25 protein-coding genes are annotated in these 26,586 nt (G+C 71.9%); 4 read left to right on the plus strand and 21 right to left on the minus strand.

The genetic code is table 11. The features are described 5' to 3' along the window. Positions 1-87: 87 nt before the first annotated feature. The 7 genes from maiA to MNOD_RS05780 form a co-directional block, all read right to left on the minus strand. Entirely contained in the window at positions 88-723 is a 636-nt protein-coding gene (gene maiA / locus MNOD_RS05750) for a maleylacetoacetate isomerase (RefSeq protein WP_015927892.1), read from the minus strand. Beyond that, entirely contained in the window at positions 720-2,027 is a 1,308-nt protein-coding gene (gene fahA / locus MNOD_RS05755) for a fumarylacetoacetase (protein ID WP_015927893.1), read from the minus strand. The genes maiA and fahA overlap by 4 nt, the downstream gene beginning before the upstream one ends. Continuing rightward, positions 2,027-3,388 carry a homogentisate 1,2-dioxygenase gene (gene hmgA, locus MNOD_RS05760; RefSeq protein WP_015927894.1) on the minus strand — a complete coding sequence of 454 codons (1,362 nt, stop codon included), beginning with the start codon at positions 3,386-3,388 and terminating at the stop codon, positions 2,027-2,029. The genes fahA and hmgA overlap by 1 nt, the downstream gene beginning before the upstream one ends. Before the next feature lie 32 nt (positions 3,389-3,420). Further along, complete coding sequence (locus MNOD_RS05765) at positions 3,421-4,638, minus strand: ABC transporter substrate-binding protein (protein WP_015927895.1); 1,218 nt, start codon at positions 4,636-4,638, stop codon at positions 3,421-3,423. 83 nt (positions 4,639-4,721) lie between these two features. Next, complete coding sequence (locus MNOD_RS05770; RefSeq protein ID WP_085984970.1) at positions 4,722-4,943, minus strand: DUF2783 domain-containing protein; 222 nt, start codon at positions 4,941-4,943, stop codon at positions 4,722-4,724. An 8-nt stretch (positions 4,944-4,951) separates the two neighbouring features. Further along, positions 4,952-6,616: an FAD-dependent oxidoreductase gene (locus tag MNOD_RS05775; protein ID WP_015927897.1), complete on the minus strand. Its 1,665-nt coding sequence runs from the start codon at positions 6,614-6,616 to the stop codon at positions 4,952-4,954. A gap of 59 nt (positions 6,617-6,675) precedes the next feature. Next, positions 6,676-7,629, minus strand: coding sequence for an MBL fold metallo-hydrolase (locus tag MNOD_RS05780; protein WP_015927898.1), 954 nt, complete (start codon positions 7,627-7,629; stop codon positions 6,676-6,678). A 154-nt stretch (positions 7,630-7,783) separates the two neighbouring features. Here MNOD_RS05780 and MNOD_RS05785 point away from each other — a divergent pair, with 154 nt between their 5' ends. Continuing rightward, complete coding sequence (locus tag MNOD_RS05785) at positions 7,784-8,236, plus strand: MarR family winged helix-turn-helix transcriptional regulator (RefSeq protein WP_015927899.1); 453 nt, start codon at positions 7,784-7,786, stop codon at positions 8,234-8,236. 116 nt (positions 8,237-8,352) lie between these two features. Here the strand turns inward: MNOD_RS05785 and MNOD_RS05790 are convergent, their stop codons facing one another. From MNOD_RS05790 to MNOD_RS05800, 3 genes are all read right to left on the minus strand, one after another. Then, positions 8,353-9,195, minus strand: a complete 843-nt coding sequence (locus MNOD_RS05790) for an alpha/beta hydrolase (protein ID WP_015927900.1) — start codon at positions 9,193-9,195, stop codon at positions 8,353-8,355. Between the two features lie 16 nt (positions 9,196-9,211). Then, positions 9,212-9,631, minus strand: coding sequence for a RidA family protein (locus tag MNOD_RS05795; RefSeq protein WP_050783288.1), 420 nt, complete (start codon positions 9,629-9,631; stop codon positions 9,212-9,214). 106 nt (positions 9,632-9,737) lie between these two features. Next, complete coding sequence (locus tag MNOD_RS05800; protein WP_015927902.1) at positions 9,738-11,378, minus strand: AMP-binding protein; 1,641 nt, start codon at positions 11,376-11,378, stop codon at positions 9,738-9,740. A gap of 271 nt (positions 11,379-11,649) precedes the next feature. Here MNOD_RS05800 and MNOD_RS05805 point away from each other — a divergent pair, with 271 nt between their 5' ends. Further along, entirely contained in the window at positions 11,650-13,992 is a 2,343-nt protein-coding gene (locus MNOD_RS05805) for a bifunctional salicylyl-CoA 5-hydroxylase/oxidoreductase (RefSeq protein WP_015927903.1), read from the plus strand. Between the two features lie 559 nt (positions 13,993-14,551). On the opposite strand, the gene MNOD_RS05810 is transcribed toward MNOD_RS05805, so the two are convergent. From MNOD_RS05810 to MNOD_RS05855, 10 genes are all read right to left on the minus strand, one after another. Further along, positions 14,552-15,697 (minus strand): acyl-CoA dehydrogenase family protein, encoded by a 1,146-nt coding sequence (locus tag MNOD_RS05810; RefSeq protein WP_015927904.1) that lies wholly within the window; start codon positions 15,695-15,697, stop codon positions 14,552-14,554. 1 nt (position 15,698) lies between these two features. After that, entirely contained in the window at positions 15,699-16,532 is an 834-nt protein-coding gene (locus MNOD_RS05815; RefSeq protein WP_015927905.1) for an enoyl-CoA hydratase family protein, read from the minus strand. A 67-nt stretch (positions 16,533-16,599) separates the two neighbouring features. Beyond that, positions 16,600-17,361 (minus strand): SDR family NAD(P)-dependent oxidoreductase, encoded by a 762-nt coding sequence (locus MNOD_RS05820; RefSeq protein WP_043750509.1) that lies wholly within the window; start codon positions 17,359-17,361, stop codon positions 16,600-16,602. An 88-nt stretch (positions 17,362-17,449) separates the two neighbouring features. Continuing rightward, entirely contained in the window at positions 17,450-18,703 is a 1,254-nt protein-coding gene (locus tag MNOD_RS05825; RefSeq protein WP_015927907.1) for a flavin-dependent oxidoreductase, read from the minus strand. 4 nt (positions 18,704-18,707) lie between these two features. Then, the gene (locus MNOD_RS05830) at positions 18,708-19,166 is read right to left on the minus strand and encodes a cupin domain-containing protein (protein WP_015927908.1); all 459 of its coding nucleotides are present in this window, start codon (positions 19,164-19,166) and stop codon (positions 18,708-18,710) included. 51 nt (positions 19,167-19,217) lie between these two features. Next, positions 19,218-19,919, minus strand: coding sequence for an ABC transporter ATP-binding protein (locus MNOD_RS05835; RefSeq protein ID WP_015927909.1), 702 nt, complete (start codon positions 19,917-19,919; stop codon positions 19,218-19,220). Further along, on the minus strand, positions 19,919-20,671 hold the full coding sequence (locus tag MNOD_RS05840) for an ABC transporter ATP-binding protein (protein ID WP_015927910.1): 753 nt from the start codon (positions 20,669-20,671) through the stop codon (positions 19,919-19,921). Before MNOD_RS05840 ends, MNOD_RS05835 begins: the two co-directional genes overlap by 1 nt. Next, positions 20,668-21,672, minus strand: coding sequence for a branched-chain amino acid ABC transporter permease (locus MNOD_RS05845; protein WP_015927911.1), 1,005 nt, complete (start codon positions 21,670-21,672; stop codon positions 20,668-20,670). Before MNOD_RS05845 ends, MNOD_RS05840 begins: the two co-directional genes overlap by 4 nt. Next, positions 21,669-22,589, minus strand: a complete 921-nt coding sequence (locus MNOD_RS05850) for a branched-chain amino acid ABC transporter permease (RefSeq protein WP_015927912.1) — start codon at positions 22,587-22,589, stop codon at positions 21,669-21,671. The genes MNOD_RS05845 and MNOD_RS05850 overlap by 4 nt, the downstream gene beginning before the upstream one ends. Before the next feature lie 34 nt (positions 22,590-22,623). Next, a complete protein-coding gene (locus tag MNOD_RS05855) occupies positions 22,624-23,820 on the minus strand; it encodes an ABC transporter substrate-binding protein (RefSeq protein WP_015927913.1) in 1,197 nt (398 codons plus the stop codon). Between the two features lie 567 nt (positions 23,821-24,387). Here MNOD_RS05855 and MNOD_RS05860 point away from each other — a divergent pair. Then, a complete protein-coding gene (locus MNOD_RS05860; RefSeq protein ID WP_015927914.1) occupies positions 24,388-24,948 on the plus strand; it encodes a MarR family winged helix-turn-helix transcriptional regulator in 561 nt (186 codons plus the stop codon). Between the two features lie 146 nt (positions 24,949-25,094). On the opposite strand, the gene MNOD_RS05865 is transcribed toward MNOD_RS05860, so the two are convergent. Next, complete coding sequence (locus MNOD_RS05865) at positions 25,095-25,532, minus strand: Lrp/AsnC family transcriptional regulator (protein WP_015927915.1); 438 nt, start codon at positions 25,530-25,532, stop codon at positions 25,095-25,097. A gap of 124 nt (positions 25,533-25,656) precedes the next feature. On the opposite strand from MNOD_RS05865, the gene rocF reads away from it, so the two are divergent. Further along, complete coding sequence (rocF, locus tag MNOD_RS05870) at positions 25,657-26,586, plus strand: arginase (RefSeq protein WP_015927916.1); 930 nt, start codon at positions 25,657-25,659, stop codon at positions 26,584-26,586.

Raw genomic sequence — 26,586 nt, forward strand, 5'->3', positions numbered from 1 at the left:
GGCGGGGTGCTGCGGCCTCCCGCTCATCCTCCAGCCGATCCGGCGCCGTCTGGCAAGCCGGCAGCCTCCCGGTGTCACCTCTTGGGGTCACGCCGCATCGGGCTGCGCATCCGGATGGGCCGCCCGGAAGGCGGGATGCGCCTCGGCCCGCACGGCGACCCGCCGGATCTTCGGATAGGGCTCCAGGGGCACGCCGAACCGGCGAGCCGCGTAGACCTGCGGGACGAGATAGACGTCCGCAAGGCCGGGCTCGGCGCCGAAGCAGTAGGTCTCGCCGTCGATCAGCGCCTCGACCGCCGCGAAACCGTCGCCGATCCAGCGCGCGATCCAGGCCGCGACCTCCGCCTCCGAGCGCCCGAAATCCTGCCGCAGCAGGCTGAGCGGGCCGATATTGTGCAGCGGGTGGATGTCGCAGCCGATCAGGGCGGCCACGGCCCGCACCCGGGCCCGCGCGACGGGATCGGCCGGCAGCAGGGGCGGGGCGGGCACGGTCTCCTCCAGATACTCGATGATGGCCGGCGACTGGATCAGCACCTGCCCGCCATTGAGGACGAGGCTCGGCACCCGCCCCTGCGGGTTGATCGCCCGGTAGGCGGCCCGGCGCTGCTCGCCGCCGTCGCGCAGGAGGTGGACCGGGACCGTCTCGACGGCGAGCCCCTTGAGAGCGAGCGCGATCCTGAGCCGATAGGACGAGGTCGAGCGCCAGTAGCCGTAGAGCTTCACGGCCCGCCTCCCACCACTCTGGCCCGGCACTCGCCGAAGCCGATCGCCGCAAAGCCCGCGCGCCGGCCCCACGCCCGCAGGATCACCTCGTCGCCGTCCTCCAGGAACAGGCGCTCCTCGCCGGAAGGCAGCCGGATCGGCTGCCGGCCGCCGCGGGTCGCCTCGACGAGGCTGCCGCAGGATTCGAGGTCCGGGCCCGAGATGGTGCCGGAGCCGAGGAGGTCGCCCGGCTGCAGGTTGCAGCCCCCGCAGGTGTGGTGGGCGACGAGCTGCGCCACGGTCCAGTACATGTGCCGGGTGTTCGAGCGCGCGACGGGAAAGGGCGGCCGGCCGGCCGCGCGCAGACCCGGCGTCGCGAGCAGAACCTCCAGGGCGAGGTCGAAGGCGCCCTCGCGCTGGTCGGCCTCGTCGGCGAGATAGGGCAGGGGGGCCGGGTCGCCGTCGGGCCGGGGCGGCTGCGCGATCCGGAACGGCGCCAGCGCCTCCGGCGTGATGATCCAGGGCGAGATGGTCGTGGCGAAGTTCTTGGCCAGGAAGGGCCCGAGCGGCTGGTACTCCCAGGCCTGGATGTCGCGGGCCGACCAGTCGTTGAGCAGGCAGAAGCCCGCGATGTGGGAGGAGGCCGCGCCGATCGAGACTGGCTCGCCGAGGTCGTTGCCCGGCCCGATCCAGATCCCGAGCTCCAGCTCGTAGTCGAGCCGGCGCGAGGGACCGAAGACCGGCGCCGCGGCCTCCGCCGGCTTCGTCTGGCCACTCGGACGGCGCACCGGCATGCCGGAGGGCCGGATCGAGGAGGCGCGGCCATGATAGCCGATCGGCACGTGCTTGTAGTTCGGCAGCAGCGGGGTGTCGGGCCGGAACAGCCGGCCGATGTTCTCCGCGTGGTGGATGCCGACGTAGAAGTCGGTGTAGTCGCCGATCCGGGCCGGCAGGTGGAGGTCGCAGGCAGCAGCCGCGTGCAGGAGCGGCTCGACGCGCCCGCGCTCCGGGCTGCCCTCGCGGAGAAGCTCCGACAGCCGCAGCCGCAGGGCCCGCCGCGGCCCGGCGCCGAGCGCCAGGAGGCCGTTCAGGCCCGGCCCCGCGGCCTCGACGGCCCGCGCCGCCTCGCCGGACACGAGGCCCGCCGCGAGCAGAGCCGGCAGGTCGAGGATGTGGTCGCCGATCGCCACCCCGGCCCGGGGCGCGCCGTCCCGCGGCGAGAACATCCCGAGCGGCAGGTTCTGGATCGGGAAGTCCGCATGCCCGTCGGCCCCAGGCACGAAGCAGCGCAGGGCCGGATCGTGGGTGTGATCGAGGTTTGCCATCAGCGAGCCTCTGGCCGGCGCGGATCGAAATGCTTGGCGAGCTTGCGCCCGTAGCCTGCGTAGTCCTTCTGCAGGGCCGGATGCTCGGCCGCGAAGCGGCTGACCTTCTGGGGGAAGCGGGTCTCGAACATGAAGGCGAGCGTGCCCTCGAGCTTGTGCGGCTTGAGCTCGGCGTTCGAGGCGCGCTCGAAGGCGTCCACGTCCGGCCCGTGCGGCAGCAGGGTGTTGTGCAGCGAGACCCCGCCGGGCTGGAAGCCGCCGCCGGTCTTGGCGTCGTAGACCCCGTAGACCAGCCCCATGAACTCGCTCATCACGTTCAGGTGATACCAGGGCGGCCGGAACGTGTTCTCGGCCACCAGCCAGCGGTCGGAGAACAGCACGAAATCGATGTTGGCGGTGCCGGGCGTCTCCGAGGGCGAGGTCAGCACCGTGAAGATCGACGGGTCGGCATGGTCGAACAGGATCGGCCCGACCGGCGAGTACTTGCGCAGGTCGTACTTGTAGGGCGCGTAGTTGCCGTGCCAGGCGACCACGTCGAGGGGCGAGTGGTCGATCGTCGCCGCCCACAGGCTCCCGCCCCACTTCACCAGCATGGTGGCGGGGCCGTCGCGGTCCTCGTAGGCCGCGACCGGGGTGAGGAAGTCGCGCTGGTTGGCGAGGCAATTGGCGCCGATCGGGCCGCGCTCGGGCAGCGTGAAGGCGCCGCCGTAATTCTCGCAGAGATAGCCGCGGGCCGGCCCGCCGGGGAGCTCGACCCGGATCTTCACCCCGCGCGGGATCACCGCGATCTCGCCGGGCTCGATGTCGATCACCCCGAACTCGGTGCAGAAGCGCAAGGCCCCCTGCTGGGGCACGACCAGCATCTCTCCGTCGGCGTTGTAGAAGTACTCGTCCCGCATCGAGCGGGTGGCGAAGTAGAGATGCGCGCCCATGCCGGCCTGGGACCCGGCGTCCCCGGCCGTAGTCATGGTGCGGATGCCCTCGACGAAGGAGAGCGGCTCGGAGGGGATCGGGATCGGGTCCCAGCGCAGGGGCGCGATCGGCAGCTCGACCACCTCAGCCGGCGCGGTGCGCCACAGCCCGATCTCGGCCTTGGCGAAGGCGCCCCAATGCATCACGGTCGGGCGGATGCGGTAGAGCCAGGAGCGCTCGTTGGTGGTGCGCGGCGCCGTGAAGGGCGAGCCCGAGAGCTGCTCGGCGTAGAGCCCATAGGGGCATTTCTGGGGCGAGTTGCGGCCGATCGGCAGCGCGCCGGGCAGCGCCTCGGTCTCGAAGCCGTTGCCGAAGCCCGACATGTAGCCGGAATGGAGGGCCGCCGACGAGTTTTTCGCCGCAGCCTCCAGCGAGGGATGGTGGGTCATGGCTGGTCTCCTCGGCTCGGGAACGGGCTGTCTCAGGGGGCGATGACGCAGCCGCCATCCCGCTCGGAACGGAACGCCTCCGCGGCCGGGATCGTCGCGATCGGCTTGTAATAGTCGTACGGAGCCTTGCTCTCGGCGGGAGCCTTCACCTCGTAGAGGGTCAGGTCGTAGAGCACGCGTCCGTCCGGCCGGATCGAGGCCGGATGCCCGAAGTAATCGACCGGCAGCCGGCGCATCACCCGGTTGACCGCGCCGGCCTCGTCCGTGCCGGCTTCGTCCACGGCCTTCAGGTACTGGGTCACCGAGGCGTAGACGGAGGCCTGCTGCTTGGTCGGCATCCGGCCGGTCTTGGCGAAGAAGCGCTTGCCGAAGGCACGGGCGGCGTCGTTCTGGTCCCAGTAGAAGCCCGTCGAGACGAGCAGCCCCTGGGCGACGGCGAGGCCGAGGCTGTGCACGTCGCTGAGGAAGACGAGGAAGCCCGCGACCCGCTGGCCGCTGCCCGCGATGCCGAACTCGGCGGCCTGCTTGATGGCGTTGATGGTGTCGCCGCCGGCGCTGGCAAGCCCGATCACCTTGGCGCCCGAGCCTTGCGCCTGGAGGAGGTAGGACGAGAAGTCGGGCGCCGCGAGCGGGTGGCGGATGCTGCCCTTCACCGTGCCGCCTGCGGCCTTCACGGCGGCGGTCGCGTCGCGCTCCATGGCATGGCCGAAGGCGTAGTCCGCCGTCACGAAGAACCAGGAGCGGTCGCCGGCCTTCGTCACCGCGGTGGCGGTCCCGTTGGCGAGCGCGAAGCTGTCATCGGCCCAATGGGTCGAATAGGGCGAGCAGGCGCGGCCGGTGAGGTCCGAGGCGGCCGCGCCGGCGATGAGCACGGTCCGCTTCTTGTCGCGGGCGATCTCCAGGACGGCGAGGGCGACCGAGGTCACCGGCAGGTCGGCCACGGCGTCGACCCCGTCGCGGTCGAACCAGGCCCGCGCGATGGCCGAGCCGACATCCGGCTTGTTCTGGTGGTCCGCGGCGAGGATCCGGATCGGCCGGCCCTTGACGCTGCCGCCGAAATCCTGCGCGGCCATTTCGGCGGCGGCGACCGAGCCCTTGCCGCCGATGTCGCTGAAGGGTCCCGACATATCGGTCAGCACGCCGATCGTGACGGCCTCGTCGGAGATCTGGGCGGAGGCGCGGGCGGCCGGGAGCAGGAGGCCGAGCCCCGCCAGAACGGCCAGCAGCGCGTGGGATGGTCTCGACAGCAAGGCAGTTTCCTCCGTTCCGGCGCCGCCTCTGGCGGGCGGTCCGCCCCATTCCGGTCCCGTGGCCGCCCGGGCCCTCCGTCGCCTCAGGCGCAGCCGCTTTCCGGCTCGTGCAGATGCAGGCTGCGGCGCGCGAGAGCGATCGCCTCCGAGAGCCGGGCGAGGTCGCCGACCTCGTGGGCGAGGATCAGGACGAGGCGCGCGTTCAGCGCCGCGCTCTCCTCGTCGCCGAGCCCCTGATGCGCCCGGATCAGCGCCTCGTAGGCACGGTCGGCCTGACCGGCGAATCCATCGTCCTGTCGCAGCATCCCGCCCATCACGCAGCCTCCCGCACGGTGAGCCCGGCCCGGCCGGTGGCCCGCGCCAGGGCCCGGGCGATGGCGTCCCCGTCGCACCCGGCGAAGCGGGCCGCCACATGGGCGTCCGGCCGCACGAGGTAGGTGGTGCCGGGTTCGGCGCCGTAGCGCAGGGCGGCAAGGCCCTCGGCATCCCGCAGCACCTCCGCGCCGGGCACGGCGAGCGGGCGGTCGCTCACGACGACGCAGCGCAGCCCGGGCTCCAGCCCGGCAAGGCCGCCGAGGTCGGGTGCCTCGCTCCTTGCGAAGCTCAGGAGCGTGAAGCTCCCGCCGAGGCGGTCGAGCAGCCAGCCGGGCCGGCCCGCCGCGTCCTGCACGGGAGCGTCGAGGCAGGGGCTGCCGGGAGGAAGGCCTCCCGCCTGCGGGACCGCATCCGGGGTCTGGAGCGAGAGGTCGGCGAGGCTGCAGGGCCGCGACAGCCGCCCGGCATTGAGGAGGTTGCGGGCGAAGGGCGCCTCGGCGGCGAGCGCCAGCACCCCGTCGCGGAAGTGCCGCTCGGCCTTCGTCTTCGGCGTCATGAAATTGGTCGTGCGGCTCGAATTCAGGATGTTCTCGTCCGCGCCGCGTCCGCGCTCCTCGTCGTAGGTGGCGATCAGCCCCTCGGGCGCTTGGTCCGCGAGCACGAGGGCGAGCTTCCAGCAGAGATTATCGGCGTCCTGGATGCCGCCGTTGCCGCCCCGCGCCCCGAAGGGGCTGACCACGTGGGCGCTGTCGCCGACGAACACCACCCGGCCGTGCACGAACCGCTCCAGCCGCGCGCAGCGGAAGGTGTAGACCGAGCACCATTCGAGCGTGACGGGCGTGTCCTCGCCGACGATCGCCCGCACCCGGGGCATCACGCGTTCGGGCTGCCGCTCCCGCTCGGGATCCGCATCCGGCCCGAGCTGGAAGTCGATCCGGAACACGTCGTCCGGCTGGCGGTGCAGGAGCGCGCTCTGGCCCGCATGGAAGGTCGGCTCGAACCAGAACAGGCGCTCGGTCGGGAAGTCCGCCTTCATCCGCACGTCGGCGATGAGGAAGCGCTCCTCGAAGCGCTGGCCCGGGAAGGGCAGCCCCATCCGGGTGCGGGTGGGCGAGCGCGCCCCGTCCGCGGCGATGACCCAGTCGGCCTCGAGCGCGTAGGGGCCGTCCGGGGTCATCACCTCCAGGCGCACCCCGTCGCCCGTCTGCGTCAGGCCCGTGACCTCGTTCTTCCAGCGCAGCTCGATCAGGCCGGGGAAGTCCGCCGCCCGCTCGATCAGGAACTGCTCGACGTAGTATTGCTGGAGATTGATGAAGGCCGGGCGGCGATGGCCGCTCTCGGGCAGGAGATCGAAGCGGTAGAGCTCGCGGTCGCCGTGGAAGACGCGGCCGACGCTCCAGGTCACACCCTTCTCGACCATGCGCTCGCCGACCCCGAGACGGTCCCAGATCTCGAGGGTGCGCTTGGCCCAGCAGATCGCCCGGCTGCCGGTGGCGACCGTATCGTCGTCGTCGAGCACCACCACCGGCACGCCCCGGCTCGCGAGGTCGAGGGCGCAGGTGAGCCCGACCGGCCCGGCGCCGATCACCACGACCGGCTGGCGGCCCGGCCCGCCGGCGAGGTCGGGGGGCGGCGTGTAGGCGAAGCGAGGGCTCGGGATCATGGCGTTTCTCCCTGGCAGCCGCGCCCGGTTGATCCGGGCGTCAAGCGGTGGCGGAGGCGTCAGCCTTCGAGGGCGCGCCACATCTCCATATCGCGCTCCGCAGTCCAGATGCGGGGATTGTCGATGCCCTTGGCCTCGTCGTAGGCGCGGCTGACGTCGAAGGGCATGCAATGCTCGAAGATGACCCAGTGCCCGTATTTGGGCCGCATCTCGGCCATGGCCCGGTCGTAGACCGCCTTGAGGTCGTGGCCCGCCACGACGCCCTCGCGGGCGATCCCGAACAGGTCGCGCAGGAACGACCGCGTGCCCGCGAGGCCCTCGCGGATCTGCTCCGGGGTGGTCAGGGCCTCGCCCCGGCCCGGCACCAGCGCCGCCGCATCCAGGGCCTCCAGCCGGTCGAGGGTGGCGGGCCAGTCCTGGAAATGGGCATCCCCGCAATAGGGCGTGGCGCCGTATTCCACGAGGTCGCCGGAAAACAGCACCCGCTCCTGCGGCAGCCACGCGATCGTGTCGCCCCGCGTGTGGCCGCGCCCCGCATGGAGGATGCGCACCTCGCGGGAGCCGAGCCACAGCGTCATCTCGCCGTGGAAGGTGAGCGTCGGCCAGGTCAGGCCCGGGATCTCCTCCTTGCCGCGGAACAGCCGCGGGAAGCGCTGGATCTCGGATTCCATGTCCTGCTGGCCGCGCTCCACGATCATGCCGCGGGTCGCGTCGCTGGCGATGACGTTGACCCGGTCCGGATACCCGGCCACCCCCAGCACGCGCACCGCGTGGTAGTGGGTGAGCAGCACGTGGCGGATCGGCTTGTCGGTGACCTCCCGGACCCGGGCGACGAGGTCGCCGGCCATGCGCGGCGTCGCGCGCGCGTCGATGACGAGCGCCGAGTCGTCACCGACCACCACGCCCGAATTCGGGTCGCCTTCCGCCGTCAGCGCGTAGACGCCGGGGGCCAGTTCCGTGAAGGTCTCGCGCTTCTCGGCGAGGTCGCCCTGGCTCGCGAATCCCCTGCTCATGCGGCGCTCCTCCTGATGTCCCGGCACGATCGCCTCCCGGGGATTGCAACCGCGGCCGGACCGTGATTGTTGTGACTGCAACAGTTCATAGTCTGTTGCGATCGCAACCGTCAAGGGGATTCCGTCGACAGCGCGGCCCCGAGAGCGAGCCTTTATGACCCGGCTGAACCTGCTGCGCTTCGTTCCCTTTCGGATCAACCGGCTCGCGGCGGAGTTCAGCAACGCGCTCGCCGCCGACTATGCGCGGTTCGACATCGACATCCCGGAATGGCGGGTTCTGGCGACGCTCGGCATGCACGAGACGCCGCGCAGCGCGAGCTACGTCGTGCGCTGCACGCGCACCCACAAGACCCGCATCAGCCGCGCGGTGAGCCACCTCGTGGAGCTCGGCCTCGTCGAGCGCCAGGAGACGGACGAGAACCGGCGGGAGATCATGCTCCAGCTGAGCCCGAAGGGCCGCGCAGTCTACGAGGAACTCGTGCCGCTGCTGCTCGCCCGTGAGGAGCAGCTCCTCTCCGGCCTGAGCACGGAGGAGCGGGAGAGCCTGGAGCGCCTGCTCCTGGCGCTCGAACGCTCGCTCGACCTGATGCGCTGCGCGGCGGATTAGAGCATTTTCCGACGAAGTGGATGCCGGTTCGTCGCAGACAATGCGGCACAATCAAAAACCTGGAGCAGGGTCCGTTCCACCATGAACGGATCCTGCTCTAGCCAGTCGGGGATCGCTCAGAGCGCGGCGGCGACCGCGCGGGCGAGCACGCCGTCGGGCTCGCTCAGGCTGAGGGCGATGTCGAAATGATGATGGCCCGGCATCGCGATCCGGCGGGTGGGGTGGCCGGCGGCCTCCCAGGCATCCGCGAAGGCGGCCGTCTGCTCCTTGAAGGCCGCGCTCTCGAGGCCCCCGACCGAGGCGAGCAGCAGGGCGTCCGACTGCGCCGGGATGAGCCGGAGCGGGCTGTTGCGCCGGGCCGTCGCGAGGTCGAGCTTCATCCAGGCATTGATGTGGGTGTGGATCAGCGGCTCCAGATCCATGAGGCCGGAGAGCAGCAGGGCCGAGGCCACCACGTCCCGCGGCAGGCCGAAGGCCGCCGGCCAGCCCTCCGCGAGCAGCATGCCGCCGAGATGGCCGCCAGCCGATGACCCGCCGACATGCAGGCGGCGCCCGTCGAGGCCGAACCGGCCGGCATTCCCGTGCAGCCATGCGGCGGCTGTCCGCGTCTGCCGCACGATCTCGTCGAGGCTGACGGCGGGCGCGAGCCCGTAATTCAGTACGGCGACCGAGATCCCCTTCGGCACGAGCCCGAGCGCCGCGAAGGCGTTGTCGTCCTTGGAGAGCGCCCGCCAGTAGCCGCCGTGGATCCACAGGAACAGGGGGCTGCCCGGCCCGGCCGGGTAGAGATCGAGCACCTCGCCGGAGACCGGGTCGTAGGCGAGGTCGGGAATGCGGGCGAGTCCGGCCCTGGCTCGCGCGCTCGCCGCCAGGTAGCGCGCATATTCCGCCTCGAAGCTCGGCACGCCCGCCCGCGCATTGTATTCCCGATCCAGCCTCTCGCGCTCTTCCCGAGTCATCGACACGGTCTCCGCCTCAGGCCGGCACCACGGCGGTCGCCTCGATCTCGACTCGCGCGGACGGCTCGACCAGACGCACGACCTGCACCAGCGCCATGGCCGGGTAATGGTCGCCGAACACCTCCCGGTAGACGCCGCCGAGATCGCGCCGCGCCCCGAGATACTCGTCCATGTCGACGACGTACCAGGTCAGGCGCACGAGATGGCGCGGCTCCGCCCCCGCCTCGGCCAGGATCGCCCGGATGTTCTCCAGCGCTTGGCGGACCTGCGCCACGAGGCCCGCGGGGAAGCGCTCCTGCGCGTCCCAGCCGACCATGCCGCCCGTGACCACGAGGCGGCCGCTCGCCGCCATGCCGTTGGCGTAGCCCCGCGGCGCCGGCCAGCCGGCCGGTTGCAGGCGCGTCGGGCCGTCCTGCGCCCCGATGCCGGGTTCCATGACTCTCACCGGATCCTCTCTCCAGACACGATTCTCGGCAGGAACAGGGGCGCCTCGGCCGCCGCGGCGCGCCGACGGGCCGTGCGACCGGAGCGCGTGCGGAGGGTCACGCGGGCACCGTGACGGCGGCGGCCGCGGCTGCCAGCCGGCGCAGCGCGAAGCGCTGGACCTTGCCGGAGGCGGTCTTCGGCAGGGCCTCCACGAACTCGATCGCCCGCGGATACTTGTAGGGCGCGATCTCCGTCTTGACGAAATCCTGCAGGGCCTGCGCGAGGTCCGGCCCGGGCAGCGCCGCGGGCGCGGGCACCACATAGGCCTTCACGATGGTGCCGCGCTCCGGATCGGGAGCGCCGACCACGGCGCATTCGGCCACGCCCGGATGGCCGAGCAGGGCCGCCTCGACCTCCGGTCCCGCGATGTTGTAGCCGGACGACACGATCATGTCGTCGGTGCGGGCCTGGTACCAGAAGTAGCCGTCCTCATCCATGAGGTAGCTGTCGCCGGGGTAGTTCCAGCCGTCGGCGACATAGGCCGTCTGGCGGGCATCGGCGAGGTAGCGGCACCCGATCGGCCCGCGCACGGCGAGGCGCCCGACCGTGCCCGGAGGCAGTTCCCGGCCCTCGTCGTCGACGACGCGGGCCTCGAAGCCGGGGACCGGGCGGCCCGTCGCGCCGGGCCGGACCTGATCCTCGGACGCGCTGAGATAGATGTGCAGCATCTCGGTGCCGCCGATCCCGTCGAGGAGCTTCAGCCCGGTGGCGGCCTCCCAGGCCTCGAAGGTGGGGCGCGGAAGGGCCTCGCCCGCCGAGATGCAGCGGCGCAGGGAGGAGAGATCGCACTGCCCGATCCTGCGCAGGATGGCCCGATAGGCGGTGGGCGCCGTGAAGCAGATCGTCGCCCGCTCCCGGGCGATCGCGGCGGCGAGCGCATCCGGTCCCGCCAGTTCGAGGACGATGCCGGTCGCCCCGATCCGCATCGGGAAGAGGACGATCGCGAGCCCGAACGTGAAGGCGAGCGGCGCCGAGCCGATGAAGCGGTCCTCCGGCACCGCCCGCACCACGTGGCGGGCATAGGTGTCGCAGATCGCCAGCATGTCGCGGTGGAAATGCATCGCTCCCTTCGGCTCGCCCGTGGTGCCGGACGTGAAGGCGATCAGGCAGATGTCGTCCGCCGCGGTGTCGACGGCCGTGAAGGCGGGGCTCTCCCGCGCGGCCAGGGCTTCGAGGGAATCGGCTGCTCCCGACCCCCAGTAGACGACCCGCTCCAGGCCGGGCGCCAGGGGACGGGCGCGCTCCATCTCGTCGGCGAGCCGGTGGTCGCACAGGGCGAGCGCGATCCGCGCCTTGTTCAGCGGATAGGCGAGTTCGCGCGCCCGCAGCATCGGCATCGTCGCGACGACGATGCCGCCCGCCTTGATCACCGCCAGATAGGCCGCGACCAGGGCCGGTGTGTTCCCGGACCGGAGCAGGACGCGGTTCCCGGGCCTCAGCCCCAGCCGGTTCACCAGGACGTTGGCGATGCGGTTCACGCGCTCGAAGAACTGCCGGTAGGTCAGCGATTCGTGCTCGCCGACGAGGCAGAGGGCGTGCCCGTGCCCCTCGGCGATCCAGCGGTCGAGGAACTGCGACACGCAGTTCAGGCGCGCCGGGTAGCGCAGCTCCGGCAGCGCGAAGATCAGGTCGGGCCAGTGCTCGCGGGGCGGAAGGTTGTCGCGGGCGAACGTATCGAGATGAGCGGTTTCGGTCACGGGAGGACACCTTGTGCTCGACGCGTCGGCGGCCGTCAGACGCCCTGGGCAAGCTTCTGGCGGATTGTCACTGGCTGATCGTTTGCATTCTCCCGGAAGAGGCGGAGGCCGCCTCTCCTCATCCTGACGCGGGGACTGCGCCGGTTCCCAAGGCGGGGCGGGCAGCCCGAACGAGATCATTTAAGCTTAAAGCATCTTGCCCGCGGCGGCAAGGTGCTTTAAGCCTGAAGCAGATCCTCGGACAGGCACCGGCAGGCACGGAGCAGCAGCGATGCCGAAGTCGATGGCGGTGGTCGGCGGCGGACCGGCCGGGCTCTACCTCGCGCTCCTCGTCAAGCAGCGGTTCCCCGACAGCGAGATCACGGTCTACGAGCGCAACCGCGCCGACGACACGTTCGGCTTCGGGGTCGTCTTCTCCGATGCGACGCTCGACATCTTCGAGCGCTACGACCCTCCGAGCTACGCGCGCATCATCGAGGAATTCGCCTACTGGGACGACATCGCCATCCACGTGAAGGGCGAGGTCCACCGCATCGGCGGCAACGGCTTCTGCGGCTGCGCGCGGCGCACGCTGCTGGCGATCCTGCAGGAGCGGGCCGCGTCGCTCGGCGTCGCGCTGCGCTTCCAGGCCGAGGTCGACGCGGAGACGCTCGAGGCCGACCTCGTCGTCGTCGCCGAGGGCATCAACAGCGCCTACCGGCAGCGCCATGCGGCGCATTTCGGCACCTCCATCGACCTGCGCCCCAACCGCTTCGCCTGGATGGGCTCGACGAAGCCCCTCGACGCCTTCACGTTCCTGTTCCGCGAGACCGCCTGGGGTCCCTTCATCGCCCATGCCTACCAGTACGAGCGCGACCGCTCGACCTGGGTGTTCGAGACCGACCCCGACAGCTTCCGGCGCGCCGGCCTCGACCGGATGAGCGAGCCGGACTCGGCCGCCCTGATGGAGCGCATCTTCGGCGACTTCCTCGACGGCCACCGCATCCTCACCAACCGCTCGATCTGGCGCCGATTCCCGATGATCCGCAATGCGCGCTGGGTCCGGGGCCGCCATGTCCTCATCGGCGACGCCAAGGCGACGGCGCATTTCTCGATCGGCTCAGGCACCAAGCTCGCCATGGAGGACGCCATCGCCCTCTACGAGGCGCTCGCCGCCGAGCCCGAGGTCGAGGCCGCTCTGGCGCGGTTCGAGCGCGGCCGGCGCGAGGAGGTCGAGAAGACGCAGCACGCGGCGGACGTGTCCCTCGTCTGGTTCGAGCATGTCGGGCGCTATCTCGGCTTCGAGCCGGTCCAGTTCGCCTTCGGGGCGATGACCCGGGCCAAGGCGATCACCTACGACAACCTGCGCCTGCGCGCGCCCGACTTCGTCGCCAAGGTGGACCGCGCCTTCGCGGAGGGCGTGCGGCGCGAGGGCTTCGACGTGTCCGTGGAGGCGCCCGCCGCGCCGATGTTCCAGCCCTTCCGCCTGCGCGAGATGGTGATCGGGAACCGCGTGGCGATGTCGCCGATGTGCATGTACTCGGCCCGCGAGGGCGTCCCGGGCGAGTGGCACTTCGTGCATTACGGATCGCGGGCGGTCGGCGGCCCGGGGCTGATGTTCACGGAGATGACCTGCGTCTCCCGGGAGGCCCGGATCACGCCGGGCTGCGCCGGCCTCTGGACGGACGAGCAGGAGGCGGCCTGGGCCCGCATCGTCGCCTTCGTGCACGCCCATTCGGCGACCCGGATCTGCCTCCAGCTCGGCCATGCGGGCCGGAAAGGGGCGACCAGGCTGATGTGGGAGGGGATCGACCGGCCCCTGGAGCAGGGCGGCTGGGACGTGCTCTCGGCCTCGCCGATCCCGTACTTCCCCGACAGCCCGCTGCCGCGCGAGGTGACGCGGGCCGACATGGACCGGATCCTCGCGGATTTCGTCGCCGCCACGCGCCGCGCCGAGCGGGCCGGCTTCGACATGCTGGAGCTCCACTGCGCCCACGGCTACCTGCTGGCGAGCTTCCTCTCGCCGCTGACGAACCGGCGCGCGGACGCCTATGGCGGGAGCGTCGAGAACCGGCTGCGCTTTCCGCTGGAGGTGTTCGGGGCGATGCGCGACGCCTGGCCGGCGCACAAGCCGATGTCGGTGCGCCTCTCGGCCACCGACTGGGCGGAGGGTGGGCTCACGCCGGAGGACTCGGTCGCCATCGCGCTCGCCTTCCGGCAAGCGGGGGTCGACCTGATCGACGTGTCGACGGGCCAGACCGTGACGGACGCGCGGCCCCTCTACGGCCGCATGTTCCAGACGCCCTTCGCCGAGCGGATCCGCAACGAGGCGAAGACCGCCACCATGTGCGTGGGCAACATCACGACGGCGGATCAGATCAACACCATCCTGGCCGCCGGGCGGGCCGACATCGTCGCCCTCGGCCGCCCGCATCTCACCGACCCGTTCTTCACGATGCGGGCGGCGGCCTGGTACGGGGCGGAGGGCTTCCCCTGCCCGCCGCAATACGCGCCGGGCCAGGACCAGATCGTCCGCAACGCGGTCCGCGACCGGGCCGATCTCGAGGAGCTGAAGCGCCGCGGCAGGCCGAAGACCCGTGCGGAGCTGCGGCAGGCGCGCGCGGAACCGGCCTGAGGCGGTATCCGCAAGGCGGTGTCGGGGGTACTGCCCGCCCTCGCAGCCCCCTTTGGCTCACCCCCTGTCCCGGACGACTGCAGCGTCAGCGGAATGCGACCCGGGATCCAGCACGAAAAGCTGCGCAGCGACCGCTTGCCGGCGCCGTTTCAGTTCACCACCGGCCGGGCCGCCCTTGGCGGATGAAACCACGGCTGACTGAGCGCCCTCCCTCCGATGGCAACCAACCCCGGCCCTCATGCTGAGGTGCTTGCGCAGCAAGCCTCGAAGCACCCCAGACCGCTCGTCCAATCTCCGGGTGGCTGGGAGCACCGGTCAGGCGTGCTTCGAGGCTTGCTGCGCAAGCACCTCAGCATGAGGAGCGTGGCAGCTTCCACTCACGTCAGTTTCTATTGCAGAGCCGCTTCGCGGCAGGTTCTCCTGCTGGATTCCGGATCTCCTTCCGCTGGCGCTGCAGTCGTGCAGGCCCGAAAAGGGGCTGCGGGAGAGAAAACCCTGCTCCGAGACGACGCTCGATCGTCTCGGACCGACTCTGCCGGGCATCGTCGATGCCGCCGGCTCAGCCCAGGATCTGGCGGGCGATGACGAGCTTCTGGACCTCGGTGGCGCCCTCGTAGATCCGCAGGGCCCGGATCTCGCGGTAGAGGGTCTCGGGCACGGAGCCGGCGCGCACGCCCTCGCCGCCATGGAGCTGCACGGCGCGGTCGACGACCTCCTGGGCCGCCTCGGTCGCGACCATCTTGGCCATCGCCGCCTCGCGGGTGATGCGCGGCGCGCCCGCGTCCCGGGTCCAGGCCGCGCGGTAGACCTGGAGCGCCGCGGTATCGATGGCGGTCGCCATCTCGGCGAGGCTCGTCTGGGTGAGCTGCAGCGCGGCGAGCGGCGCCCCGAAGAGCTGCCGCGTGCGCACCCGCGCGAGCGTCGCGTCGAGGGCGCGCCGGGCGAAGCCGAGGGCTGCCGCCCCGACCGTGGCGCGGAACACGTCGAGGGTCGCCATCGCGACCTTGAAGCCGGTGCCGGCCTCGCCGATGCGGTTCGCCTCGGGGACGCGGCAGCCCGCGAAGCGCAGCCGCGCGAGCGGGTGGGGGGCGATCGTCTCCAGGCGCTCGGCCACCGCGAGGCCTGGCGTCGCCGCCGGCACCAGGAAGGCCGAGAGGCCGCGCGCGCCCGGCGCCTCGCCGCTGCGGGCGAAGACGACGTAGTGGTCGGCGATGCCGCCGTTCGAGATCCAGGTCTTCTCGCCATCGAGCCGCACGAAGCCGGCTGCGTCCGGCGCCGCCGTCAGGGCGATCTGGGCCACATCCGAGCCGGCCTCCGGCTCGGTGAGGGCGAAGGCCGCGAGGCTGCGGCCCGCCCGCACGCCCGGCAGCACCTGCGCGCGCTGGGCCGGCGTGCCGAACAAAGTCAGCGCCCCGGTGCCGAGCCCCTGCATGGCGAAGGCGAAGTCGGCGAGCCCGTCGTGGCGCGCAAAGGTCTCGCGCAGGAGGCAGAGCGCCCGCAGGTCGAAGCACCCGTCCTCCGGCGCCGCAAAGCCGAGGAAGCCGGCCTCGCCGAGGGACGCGACGAGCCGGCGGCAGGAGCCGTCGACATCGTGGTGATCGACGAGGCCCGGCACGCTGCGGGCGGCCCAGTCCTCGGCCGCCGCCGCGAGGTCGCGGTGGCGAGGCTCGAAGAAGGGCCAGTCGAGGAAGCTGCGGTCGGGCATCTCAGTCGCCCGCGAAGACCGGCCTGCGCTTCTCGGCGAAGGCCTCGAAGGCGCGGCGGAAATCCTGCGTCTTCATGCAGAGCGCCTGGGCCACCGCCTCGGCGTCGATGGCAGCGTCGACCCCCATGGCCCATTCCATGTGCAGCATCCGCTTGGTGAGCCCGTTCGCGTAGGTCGGTCCGGCCGCGAGCGTCCGCGCCAGGGCGCGCGCCTCCTCCAGGGCGCCGCCCGCCGGAGCGAGGCGATTGAAGAAGCCCCAGCGCTCGCCCTCCTCGGCGCCCATGAAGCGGCCGGTATAGAGGAGTTCGGAGGCCCGCCCCTGACCGATCAGCCGGGGCAGGATCGCGCAGGCCCCCATGTCGCAGCCGGCCAGACCCACCCGGTTGAACAGGAACGCCACCCTGGCGCCGGCCCCGGCGACCCGCAAGTCCGAGGCCATGGCGATGATGGCGCCGGCCCCGGCGCAGATGCCCTCGACCGCGGCGACGACCGGCTGCGGGCAGGCCCGCATCTCCTTGACGAGGTCGCCCGTCATCGCCGTGAAGGCGTGGAGGTCGGTCGCGCTCATGCGGGTGAGGGGCTCGATGATCTCGAACACGTCGCCGCCGCTCGAGAAATTGCCGCCGGCCCCGGTGACGACCACCGACTTGACGGCTTCCTCGTAGCGCAGCGCCCGGAAGGTGTCGCGCAGCTCCGCGTAGCTCTCGAAGGTGAGCGGGTTCTTCCGCTCGGGCCGGTCGAGGGTGAGGGTGGCGATGCCCTCCGCGAGGGCGAAGCCGAAATGCGCCGGCCGGAAATCCCCGAGCGGGGCCGCGATGGCGTTCTGGCAGATCATGAATCCTCCCGGGTGGGGCGCCGGTCGGGCCGGCCGCCTGCTTGCGTCGATGGGGAGCCGGTGCGGCTCACAGCTCGCCCCCGGCGACGGCGATCGCCTGACCGGTGAGGCCGGAGGCGCCCGGCGAGGCGAGCCAGAGGACGCTGGCTGCCACCTCCTCCGGCCGGATCAGCCGGCCGAGGGGGTTGTGGCGGGTGAACTCCGCCATCAGCTCGTCCCGGCCGCGGCCGGTCCGGGCCTGAAGGCCGTCGAGGGCGCCCGCCACGAGGTCGGTATCCGTGTAGCCGGGGCAGACCGCGTTCACGGTGATTCCGGTGGGGGCGAGTTCGAGGGCGAGCGCCCGGGTCAGCCCCACCACCGCGTGCTTGGCCGCGCAATAGGCACCCACATAGGCGTAGCCCTTGAGCCCCGCCGTCGACGCCACGGTGACGATGCGGCCCGTGCCGCGCGCCCGCATGGCGGGCACCACCGCCCGCGCCGCCGTTAGGACGGGCTCAAGGTTGAGTGCCATCATGCGGCGCAGCTGGGCGAGGTCGCAGCGCGCGAGCGGCGCCGTCTCGGCGCCCCCGGCATTGTTGATGAGCACCTCGATCGCGCCGCCCGCCGCGGCGGCCGCGGCGAGCGCCGCCGCCAGGGCCTCGGCATCGGTGACGTCGGCCGCCACCGCATGGGCCGCCCCGATCGCGCTGCGGGTCCGCTCGGCCGCCTCGGGGCTGCGCCCGAGCACGGTGACCCGATCCCCCGCCGCCGCGAAGGCGGCCGCGATGGCGCGGCCGATCCCGCGCGTGGCGCCGGTCACGAGGACGTGGCGGGACGGGGTCTGGCTCATCGCGGCAACCCGTTCGACGGACATGCTTCAAGCTTAAACTATTTCGGCACGGCTGCCCATAGGGCGCACCGGTCCCGCGCTGGGTCGGCTATTCCGCCGCGACGCGCAGCCCGGGCTCGGCCGCCGCGAAGCCCGCCTTGCCCGCATAGCCACTGACGATCGCCTGCCGCTCGGCCTGGCTCAGCACATCATCGACCGACGCGAAGCCGGCGGGCGCGCGCTTCTCGACCTCGTCGATCACCCGCTCGGGGCCGCCCTTGCGGTTGAGAAGCACGATCTCGGCGGTCTTCGGCCGGCGCTCCGCCTCGTAGGCGAGGAGCGCCTGGGCCGGGTGCTCGGCGCGCGCGAGGGCGTCCGCGAGCGCGCGCGCATCGAGGATCGCCTGCGAGGCACCGTTCGAGCCGACCGGATACATCGGGTGGGCCGCGTCGCCGAGCAGCGTCACCCGCCCGTGGGTCCAGCGGGGCAGGGGGTTGCGGTCGCACATCGGGTATTCGAAGGCCTGCGGCGTCGCCTCGACCAGGGCCGGGAAATCGAAATCGGGAATCGTGAAGCGGCGCGCGTAGGGCAGCACCGTGGCGCGGTGGGCGGGCCGCGACCAGCTCTCCTTGGGGGGCGGCGAGACCCGGCCATCCGCCACCTTGGCGAGCACGACCCAGTTCATGAGCTGCCGGCCGTTCCCGGCCTCGGCGATCGGGTAGAGCACGCATTTGGCGCCCATGCCGCCGCCGATCGCCATGGTGCGCCCGTCGCCCCAGGGGGTCCACTCGGTGGCGCCCCGCCACATCAGCACGCCGTCCCAGCAGGGCGCCCCCTCGTCGGGGTAGAAGCGGCGGCGGGCGACCGAATGGATGCCGTCCGCGCAGATCAGCACGTCGGCGCGCAGGGTGCGGCCGGCATCGCCCCGGACGGAATCGGTGAAGTGGGCGGTGATCCCGCCCTCGTCCTCCAGGAAGCCGGCAAGCGCGAGCCCGGTCTGCACCGCGTCCGCCCCGAGGCGCTCGCGCACCGCTGCGTAGAGCACCGCCTGCAGGCGCCCGCGGTGGATCGAGAATTGCGGCACCGGATGGCCCGCATCCATGCCGCGCAGCTCCCGCCAGACCTCCTGGCCCTGGCGGTTGTAGTAGCGCAGCTCCCGGGTGCGGATGGCGACCTCATCGAGGGCGGCGAGCAGCCCGAGATCGGCGAGTTCGCGGATCGCGTGCGGCAGGGTGTTGATCCCGACCCCGACCTCGCGGACCTCCGCGGATTGCTCGCAGATCACGGCCCGGATGCCGCGCCGATGCAGCATCAGGGCGGTGGCGAGGCCGCCGATCCCGGCTCCGACGATGACGACGCGCATGGCCTCACTCCGCATCCGGCGGGGGCAGGAAGTCGACCTCGTGCTTGGCGGAGATCGCCACGAGATCGGCCGGGTCGGCATTCGGCCCGAGATTGTGCAGCGCCCAGAACAGGTCGTAGAGGCGCCGCGCCGGCGCGACCCAGAACAGGCATTTTACCTCCGCGTCGCCGCGGTTGAAGAGGCCGTGCGGGATGCCGCGGGGCAGCCGGATGGTGTCGCCGGGCTCGGCAATGCTCGCCTCGCCGTTCAGCTCCAGGCTCAGGCGGCCCTGGAGCATGTAGATGAACTCGTCCTGGGTCGGGTGGATGTGCGGCGGCACGAAGGTGCCGGGCGGGAGCGTCGCGTGCCAGGAGAGCGAGGCCTCGCAATGCTGCTTGGGCACGTAGGTCTGGCCCAGGATGCTCCAGCGGATGCCCTCGATGCCCTCGCCGGCCCGGGTCACGCCTGCGGTCATGCTCGTCATGGACCTCTCCTCCTGTCTCGTCTCCTCTCTCCCGAGTGGGAGAGGGGACGGCTATACGTGCAAAAACCTGTCCTTCACCTCCGGGCTCCGCCGCAGGTCGTCGCTGGTGCCGGTCCAGGCCACGCGGCCCTTCTCGATCACCACGTGGCGGTCGGCGAAGCGGGCGAGCGCATCGACGTTCTTGTCGATCACCAGGATCGCCTCGCCCTCGTCCTTGATCGCCCGCAGGCAGGCCCAGATCTCCTCGCGGATCAGGGGGGCGAGCCCCTCGGTCGCCTCGTCGAGCACCACCAGGCGCGGGCTCGTCATCAGGGCGCGGCCGATCGCCAGCATCTGCTGCTCGCCGCCCGAGAGTTCGTTGCCGCCGTTGCGCCGCCGCTCGTTCAGCCGCGGAAAGAGCCGGTAGACGGCTTCCAGCGTCCATTTCGCCGGCCCCTTCGGGGGCGCGCGCTGCGTGGCGAGCAGGTTCTCCTCGACGGAGAGCGTGGGGAAGATCTGCCGCCCCTCCGGCACGAGGCCGAGGCCGCGCCGCGCGATGACGTGGGGGGGCCGCCCGGTCACGTCCTCGCCCTCGATGATGATGCGCCCAGCCTTCGGCCTGAGGAGCCCGAAGATCGACCGGACCGTGGTGGTCTTGCCCATGCCGTTGCGGCCGATGAGCGTCACCACCTCGCCGCGCCCGACCGCGAGGTCGATCCCGAACAGCACGCGGGATTCGCCATAGGCGCTCTCCAGGCCCTCGACCCGCAGCATCAGGCCGCCTCCTCCTCGCCCAGATAGGCGGCGCGCACCTCCGGGTCGGCCCGCACGGCGGCGGGATCGCCGCTCGCCACCACGCGGCCATAGACCAGCACGCTGATCCGGTCGGCCAGCGCGAAGACCGCATCCATGTCGTGCTCGATCAGCACCAGGGTGTGGGTGGCCTTCAGCTCGCGCAGGAGGCCGACCAGCACGGCGGATTCCTCCGGGCCCGTCCCGGCGAGGGGCTCGTCGAGGAGGAGCATCCGGGCGCCGGTGGCGAGCGCCACCGCGATCTCGAGCTGGCGCTTCTCGCCGTGCGAGAGGCTGCCCGCCCGCCGGCCGGCCCGGTCGGCGAGCCCGACCCGGGCGAGCGCCGCCAGGGCCGCCTCGTTGAGGGAAGCCTCGCGCGAGGCGTCGCCGAAGAAGCGGAAGCTCGATCCCGCCCGCGCCTGCACGGCCAGCGCCGCGTTCTCGAGCACGCTGAAGCCGTCGAGGATCGAGGTGATCTGGAACGAGCGCGCGAGCCCCCGGCGCACCCGCTCCACCATGGTGCGGCGGGTGACGTCCTCGCCCGCGAAGATCACCTGGCCCGCATCGCTCGGCAGGCGGCCGGAGAGCTGGTGGATCAGGGTGGTCTTGCCGGCGCCGTTCGGCCCGATGATGGCGTGGAGTTCGCCCTGCGCCACGTCGAGGCTGATGTCGTCGGTCACCCGCAGGGCGCCGTAGGCCTTGCGCAGGTGGCGGACGGACAGGAGCGCGGTCACGGCCGGCCTCCCGTCAGGCGGGCGGCGAGCCCCGCGAGCCCGCCGCGGGTGAGCAGCACCGTCAGCACGAGGATGAGGCCGAGGCCGAGCCGCCAATGCTCGGAATAATGCGCCAGCCCCTCCTCGACAGCGATCAGCGCGGCCGCGCCGACGACCGGCCCCACGAGCGTGCCCATGCCGCCCAGCACCACCATGACGATGAGCTCGCCCGAGCGCTGCCAGCTCATGTAGGCGGGCGAGACGAACTCGGCCTGGTTGGCGAGGAGGATTCCGGCAAGCCCCGCAAGCGCGCCCGCGATGGCGTAGGCGGTGAGCCGGTAGGGCAGGGCGTCGAACCCGATCGCCTCCATGCGCAGGGCGTTGTCGCGCGTGCCGCGCAGCACCCGGCCGAAGCGCGAGCCCACCACCCGCCTCAAGCAGACGAGCGCGGCCGCGAGCAGAGCCAGCACGGCGTAGTACAGCGGCAGGTCGCCCTCCAAGAGCGGCTGCCCGAACAGGGTCGAGCGCCGCGAGAGCGCCATCCCGTCGTCGCCCCCGTAGGAAGCGAGCGAGACCATGAAGAAATACGCCATCTGCCCGAAGGCGAGCGTGATCATGATGAAGTAGACGCCGCGGGTGCGCAGCGAGATCGCCCCGGTCACGAGGGCGAAGAGCGCGCAGGCGCCGAGCGCCGCCGGGACCTGCACGGCGAGGTCGCGGATGCCGTGCGCATCGAGGATGCCGACCGCGTAGGCCCCGATGCCGACGAAGGCCGCGTGCCCGAACGACACCAGGGCGCCGTAGCCGAGCACGAGGTCGAGGGACAGGGCGGCGAGCCCGAAGATCATCATCCGGGTCGCGGTGACGACCAGGAAGGGCAGGCCGAGCGCCTGCGCCGCCAGGGGCAGCAGCGCGAAGGCGAGGAGGACGAGGAGCATGGCGGCGCCCGGCCGCGAGAGCCCGCGGGCGCGGCGCGGCCGGGCGGGCGCTGCGGAGCCCGCGAGCGAGGTGCCGCCGCTCATCGGCCGCGCGCCGGGAACAGGCCGGCCGGCCGGAAGAACAGCACCGCCGCCATCAGGATGTAGATCAGCATCGGGGCGAGCGTCCGGCCGGTCTGGGAGGCCGCGGAGGCGTCCATCAGGCTGCGCAGCAGGATCGGCCCGAAGGTGCGCCCGAGCTGGTCGGCGAGCCCGACGATCAGGCTCGCCACGAAGGCGCCGCGCACCGAGCCGACGCCGCCGATCACGATCACCACGAAGGTGAGGATCAGCACGGAATCGCCCATGCCCGGATCGACCGACAGGATCGGCGCCACCATGGCCCCCGCGAAGCCCGCCAGCATGGCGCCGAGGCCGAACACCACCATGAACAGGCGCCGGATATCGACGCCGAGGGCCGCCACCATGGCGCCGTGCGTGGCGCCCGCCCGCAGTCGCATGCCGAGGCGGGTGCGGTTGACGAGGAGGTGCAGCCCGAGCGCCGCGGCGAGCCCCGCCGCGATGATGGCGAGGCGGTAGAGCGGGTAGTGCAGGGTGCCGACGAGATGCACCGAGCCGGACAGGGCCTCGGGCACCGGCACGCTCATGGGCGCCGCGCCCCAGAGGATCCGCACGCCCTCGTTCAGGATCAGGATCAGCCCGAAGGTCGCCAGCACCTGGTCGAGGTGATCGCGGTCGTAGAGGTGGCGGATCACCAGCACCTCCAGCACGAGGCCGACGAGGAGCGTCGCCGGCAGCGCCAGGACGAGGCCGAGGAGGAAGCTGTCGGTGAGGCCGGTCAGGGTCGCGGCCAGATAGGCGCCGACCATGTAGAGGGCGCCGTGGGCGAGGTTGATGAGGTCCATCACGCCGAAGATCAGCGTCAGCCCGGCCGCCACCAGGAACAGCAGGATGCCGAGCTGGACGCCGTTCAGCGCCTGGATCAGGAACAGGTTGAGCATTGCCGCGGCCCCGCGCCCCGCACGCCTCCCGCCGTCACATCCTGCACTGGGCGGCGTAGGAATCCTGATAGTTCGAAAAAATCTTCTCCGCGATCTGGGTCTCGTACTTGCCGTCCGGGCGCTTGGCGGCCTTGACGAGATAGAAGTCCTGGATTGGGAAGTGGTTGTTGCCGATCTTGAAGGAGCCGCGCAGGGAGGTGAAGTCGGCGGCCTTGAGGCCGGCCCGGATCGCGTCCCTGTCCTTCAGGTTGCCCTTGGCGGCCTTGACGGCGCTGTCGATCATCAGGGCGGCGTCGTAGGCCTGCATGGCGTAGGTGCCCGGCACGCTGCCGTATTTCTTCTCGTAGGCGGCCACGAAGGCCTTCGATTGCGGATTGTCGAGGTTGGGCGCCCAGTTGGCGCCGCCGAAGAAGCCGACCGCCGCGTCCTTCTGGGCCGGCAGCGTGGTCTCGTCCACCGTGAAGGCGGAGAGGAACGGGATGCCGGCGAGGCCCGCCTGCCGGTATTGCCGCACGAGGTTGACGCCCATGCCGCCCGGCATGAAGGCGAAGACCGCGTCGGGCTGGGCGGCGGCGATCTGCGCCAGCTCCGCCGAGAAGTCGAGCTGGCCGAGCGGGGTGAACATCTCGTTCACCACCTCGCCCTTGTAGGAGCGCTTGAAGCCGGCAAGCGAGTCCTTGCCCGCCTGGTAGTTCGGCGCCAGCAGGACGAGACGCTTGTAGCCCTTGTTCTGCGCATATTTGCCCAGGACCTCGTGCACCTGATCGTTCTGGTAGGAGGAAACGAACAGGTTCGGGTTGCACTCCGCCCCGGCGTAGTTCGAGGTACCGGCATTGGGGCTGATCAGGAAGGCGCCCGATTCCGTCACCGGCCGCACGATCGCCCGCAGCACGTTGGAGTAGGTCGGCCCGACCACGACATCCACGCGGTCGCGCTTCACCAGCTCCCGGGCCTTGTTGGCGGCGACATCGGGCTTCAGCTCGTCGTCGACCACCACGACCTCGGCGTCGAGGCCGCCGAGCTTCCTGCCCAGCGTCTCCAGCGCGAGGAGGAAGCCGTCGCGCCCCTGCTCGCCCAGCACGGCCGAGGGGCCGCTCAGGGTGAACATCAGGCCGACCCGGAGCTTGCCGTCCTCGCCCGGCTGCTGCGCGGCCGCCGGGCCGGCCAGCGCCGTGGCGCCGAGGAGCAGCGCGCCGAGGCGGCAGATGGCATCGGTCCGGATCGGCTTCATTCCGTGTCCCCTTGGTGACGAGAGCGTGGCCGCCACTGTCCGGCGCCCCAGCCCGGAAGTCGAGTCGCGGGACGGGGCGCCGGCCGCGTACCCCCATGTTTCGGACAAATACTTTACGCGTGAAATATCGCCTGGCAACCGTCCGTGCGGAGGATTCCGTCCGGCCGGGCCGGTCTGCCCGAAGTCATAACAAGCTGTTGTTTCGGTGAGCGAATTGCTGGCATCAGCGCGCCCTCAGGCTGTGTCGATCTCGGCGGGCATGAGGCGCATTGCCGGCCGCGGAGCCGCGGCCCGATCCCCTTTGGAACCCAAGATGCTTCATGAATGAAGCATCCTGCGCGCCTCCGCCACCGCACAGCCTCGGTCCAGGAAGGAGCCTGCCCGGCAGGGCGTCGGCGAGCGCCGATCGGGCCGGGCGCGTGGATCATGCTCGCAGATTGAAGTAATCTCCGGCCCAGCCGGCCGACCGGGCCCGGACGGAGACCGAACGCGCGTGCTGGACCTGCCAATCGCCCATCTCCCGTGCCCTGTCCGCCCCCTCCGGACGCCGCGCCGGGAGCACGGCCGATGAGCTCGCCCGCCGCACGACCCGGGCGCGAGCCGACCGCCGAGCGGGGGGCCTCCGATCAGACCCTCACGCTGCGCGCGTGGCTGCGCCTCCTCACCTGCACCACGATGATCGAGAACGACATCCGCAGCCGGCTGCGCACGCAGTTCGACTTCACGCTGCCGCGCTTCGATCTCCTGGCGCAGCTCGACAAGGCCGAGGACGGCCTCGTGCTCAGCGAGGCCTCGAAGCTGCTGATGGTGTCGGCGGGCAACGTCACGGCGGTGGTCGAGAAGCTCCTGGCCAGCGGCTACATCACCCGCCAGCCCTCGCCGCACGACCGCCGGGCCCAGGTGATCCGGATGACGCATGCCGGCCGGGCCGCCTTCCGAACCATGGCGGAGGCGCACCGGACCTGGGTCGAGGAGCTGTTCGCCGACCTCTCGCCGGAGGAGGTCGCCGGGCTGATGGATGGGCTGGCGCGCCTGAAGCGCTCGGCCCAGGGCCATCTCGGCGGGCTCCCGCCGCCCGGCCGCGGGCGGCGGGAGCCCGAGCCGCCCTCCGGAAGCGTGGCCGGCTAGCCCGACAGCCACGGACCGCCCAACGAGCGCAGGCTGCTGCGATCAGCCGGTTGATCCCACCCTGAGGTGCGAGCGCAAGCGCCTCAGGATGAGGGCGAGACCGGGCTCACCTGCCCGCCCGGCTCCGGTCTCCCCGCGCCGTCGCCTCACAGCCGGGCCCGGGTGCTGCGCGGTGTCGCGAGCAGGAGGTGGGTCTCGGAGGCGGTGACGCCCGGGATCAGCCGGATCCGGCGCAGCACCGCGTCGAGGTCGGCCAGGCTCCGGGCCAGGATCTCCACGATGATGTCCCAGCGCCCATTGGTGGTGTGAACCGCGCCGACCTCGGGAAATCCCGTGAGCGCGTCGATGACCTCGTCCGCCCGGCGGCCCTCGACCTCGATGAGCGTGAGGCCGCGCACGGCCGGCGAGGTCGCGTCCGCCCGCAGCACCACCGTGTAGCCGACGATCTCGCCGGCCTGCTCCAGGCGTGCGATCCGGGCCCGCACCGTCGCGCGCGAGACGCCGAGGGCCTGGGCGAGGTCGGAGATGCTGCGCCGGCTGTCGTGGCGCAGGATGGTGATCAGCCTTCGGTCGAGGTCGTCCACGGCTCCTCCCTTTCGGTCATATCTTCATGCCAATTCGGTAGATAGGGCCTGCCACTGTGCCGATCCGGTGCGTTCAAACCGCCACGCCGCCCGCCTAGATTTCAGGGGTGGCAGGAGGTCGGGGATGCGCGGATTGCGATGCGTTCTGGTGGGGGCGCCGGTGCAGGCGGGAGCCGGCCGGCGGGGCTGCGACATGGGGCCGAGCGCCTATCGGGCCGCCGGAATCGCGGAGGCGGTGAGCGACCTCGGCTTCGCGGTGATCGATGCGGGCAACCTCGAGGCCGCGCCCTGGCCGGCGCCGGCCCATCCGAACGGCGCCATCCGCAACCTCCCGGAGGTGGCCGGCTGGACCGCGACGCTCGCCGAGACCGCCGAGCGGCTCGCCGCCGACAGCCTGCCGCTCTTCCTCGGCGGCGACCACAGCCTCTCGGCCGGCACCATCGCGGGGATGAGCCGGCGCGCCCGCGCGGAGGGGCGCCCGCTCTTCGTGCTCTGGCTCGACTCGCACCCGGACTTCCACACCCTCGACACGACGACGAGCGGCAACCTGCACGGCGTGCCGATGGCCTACGCGACCGGACGGTCGGGCTTTGCCGGCTATTTCCCGCCGCTCGACGCTCCCGTCGATCCCCGCCGGGTCTGCATGTTCGGGCTGCGCAGCGTCGATCCGGCGGAGCGCGCGGCCCTGCGCGAGGCGGGCGTGAGGGTCCACGACATGCGTTTGATCGACGAGGAGGGCATCGCGCGCCCGCTCGCCGCCTTCCTCGACGAGGTCGCGGCGGCGGAGGGCCTGCTGCATGTCAGCCTCGATGTCGATTTCCTCGATCCCGGCATCGCGCCGGGGGTCGGCACGACGGTGCCGGGGGGCACGAGCTTCCGCGAAGCGCATCTCGTCATGGAGATGCTGCACGACAGCGGGCTCGTGCGGGGCCTCGACCTCGTCGAGCTCAACCCGTTCCTGGACGAGCGCGGGCGCACCGCGCTCCTGATGGTGGACCTCGCCGCGAGCCTGCTCGGGCGGCGCGTCCTCGATCGGCCGACGCGGAGCTTCTGA

The organism is Methylobacterium nodulans ORS 2060 (assembly GCF_000022085.1).
GTDB lineage: Bacteria > Pseudomonadota > Alphaproteobacteria > Rhizobiales > Beijerinckiaceae > Methylobacterium > Methylobacterium nodulans.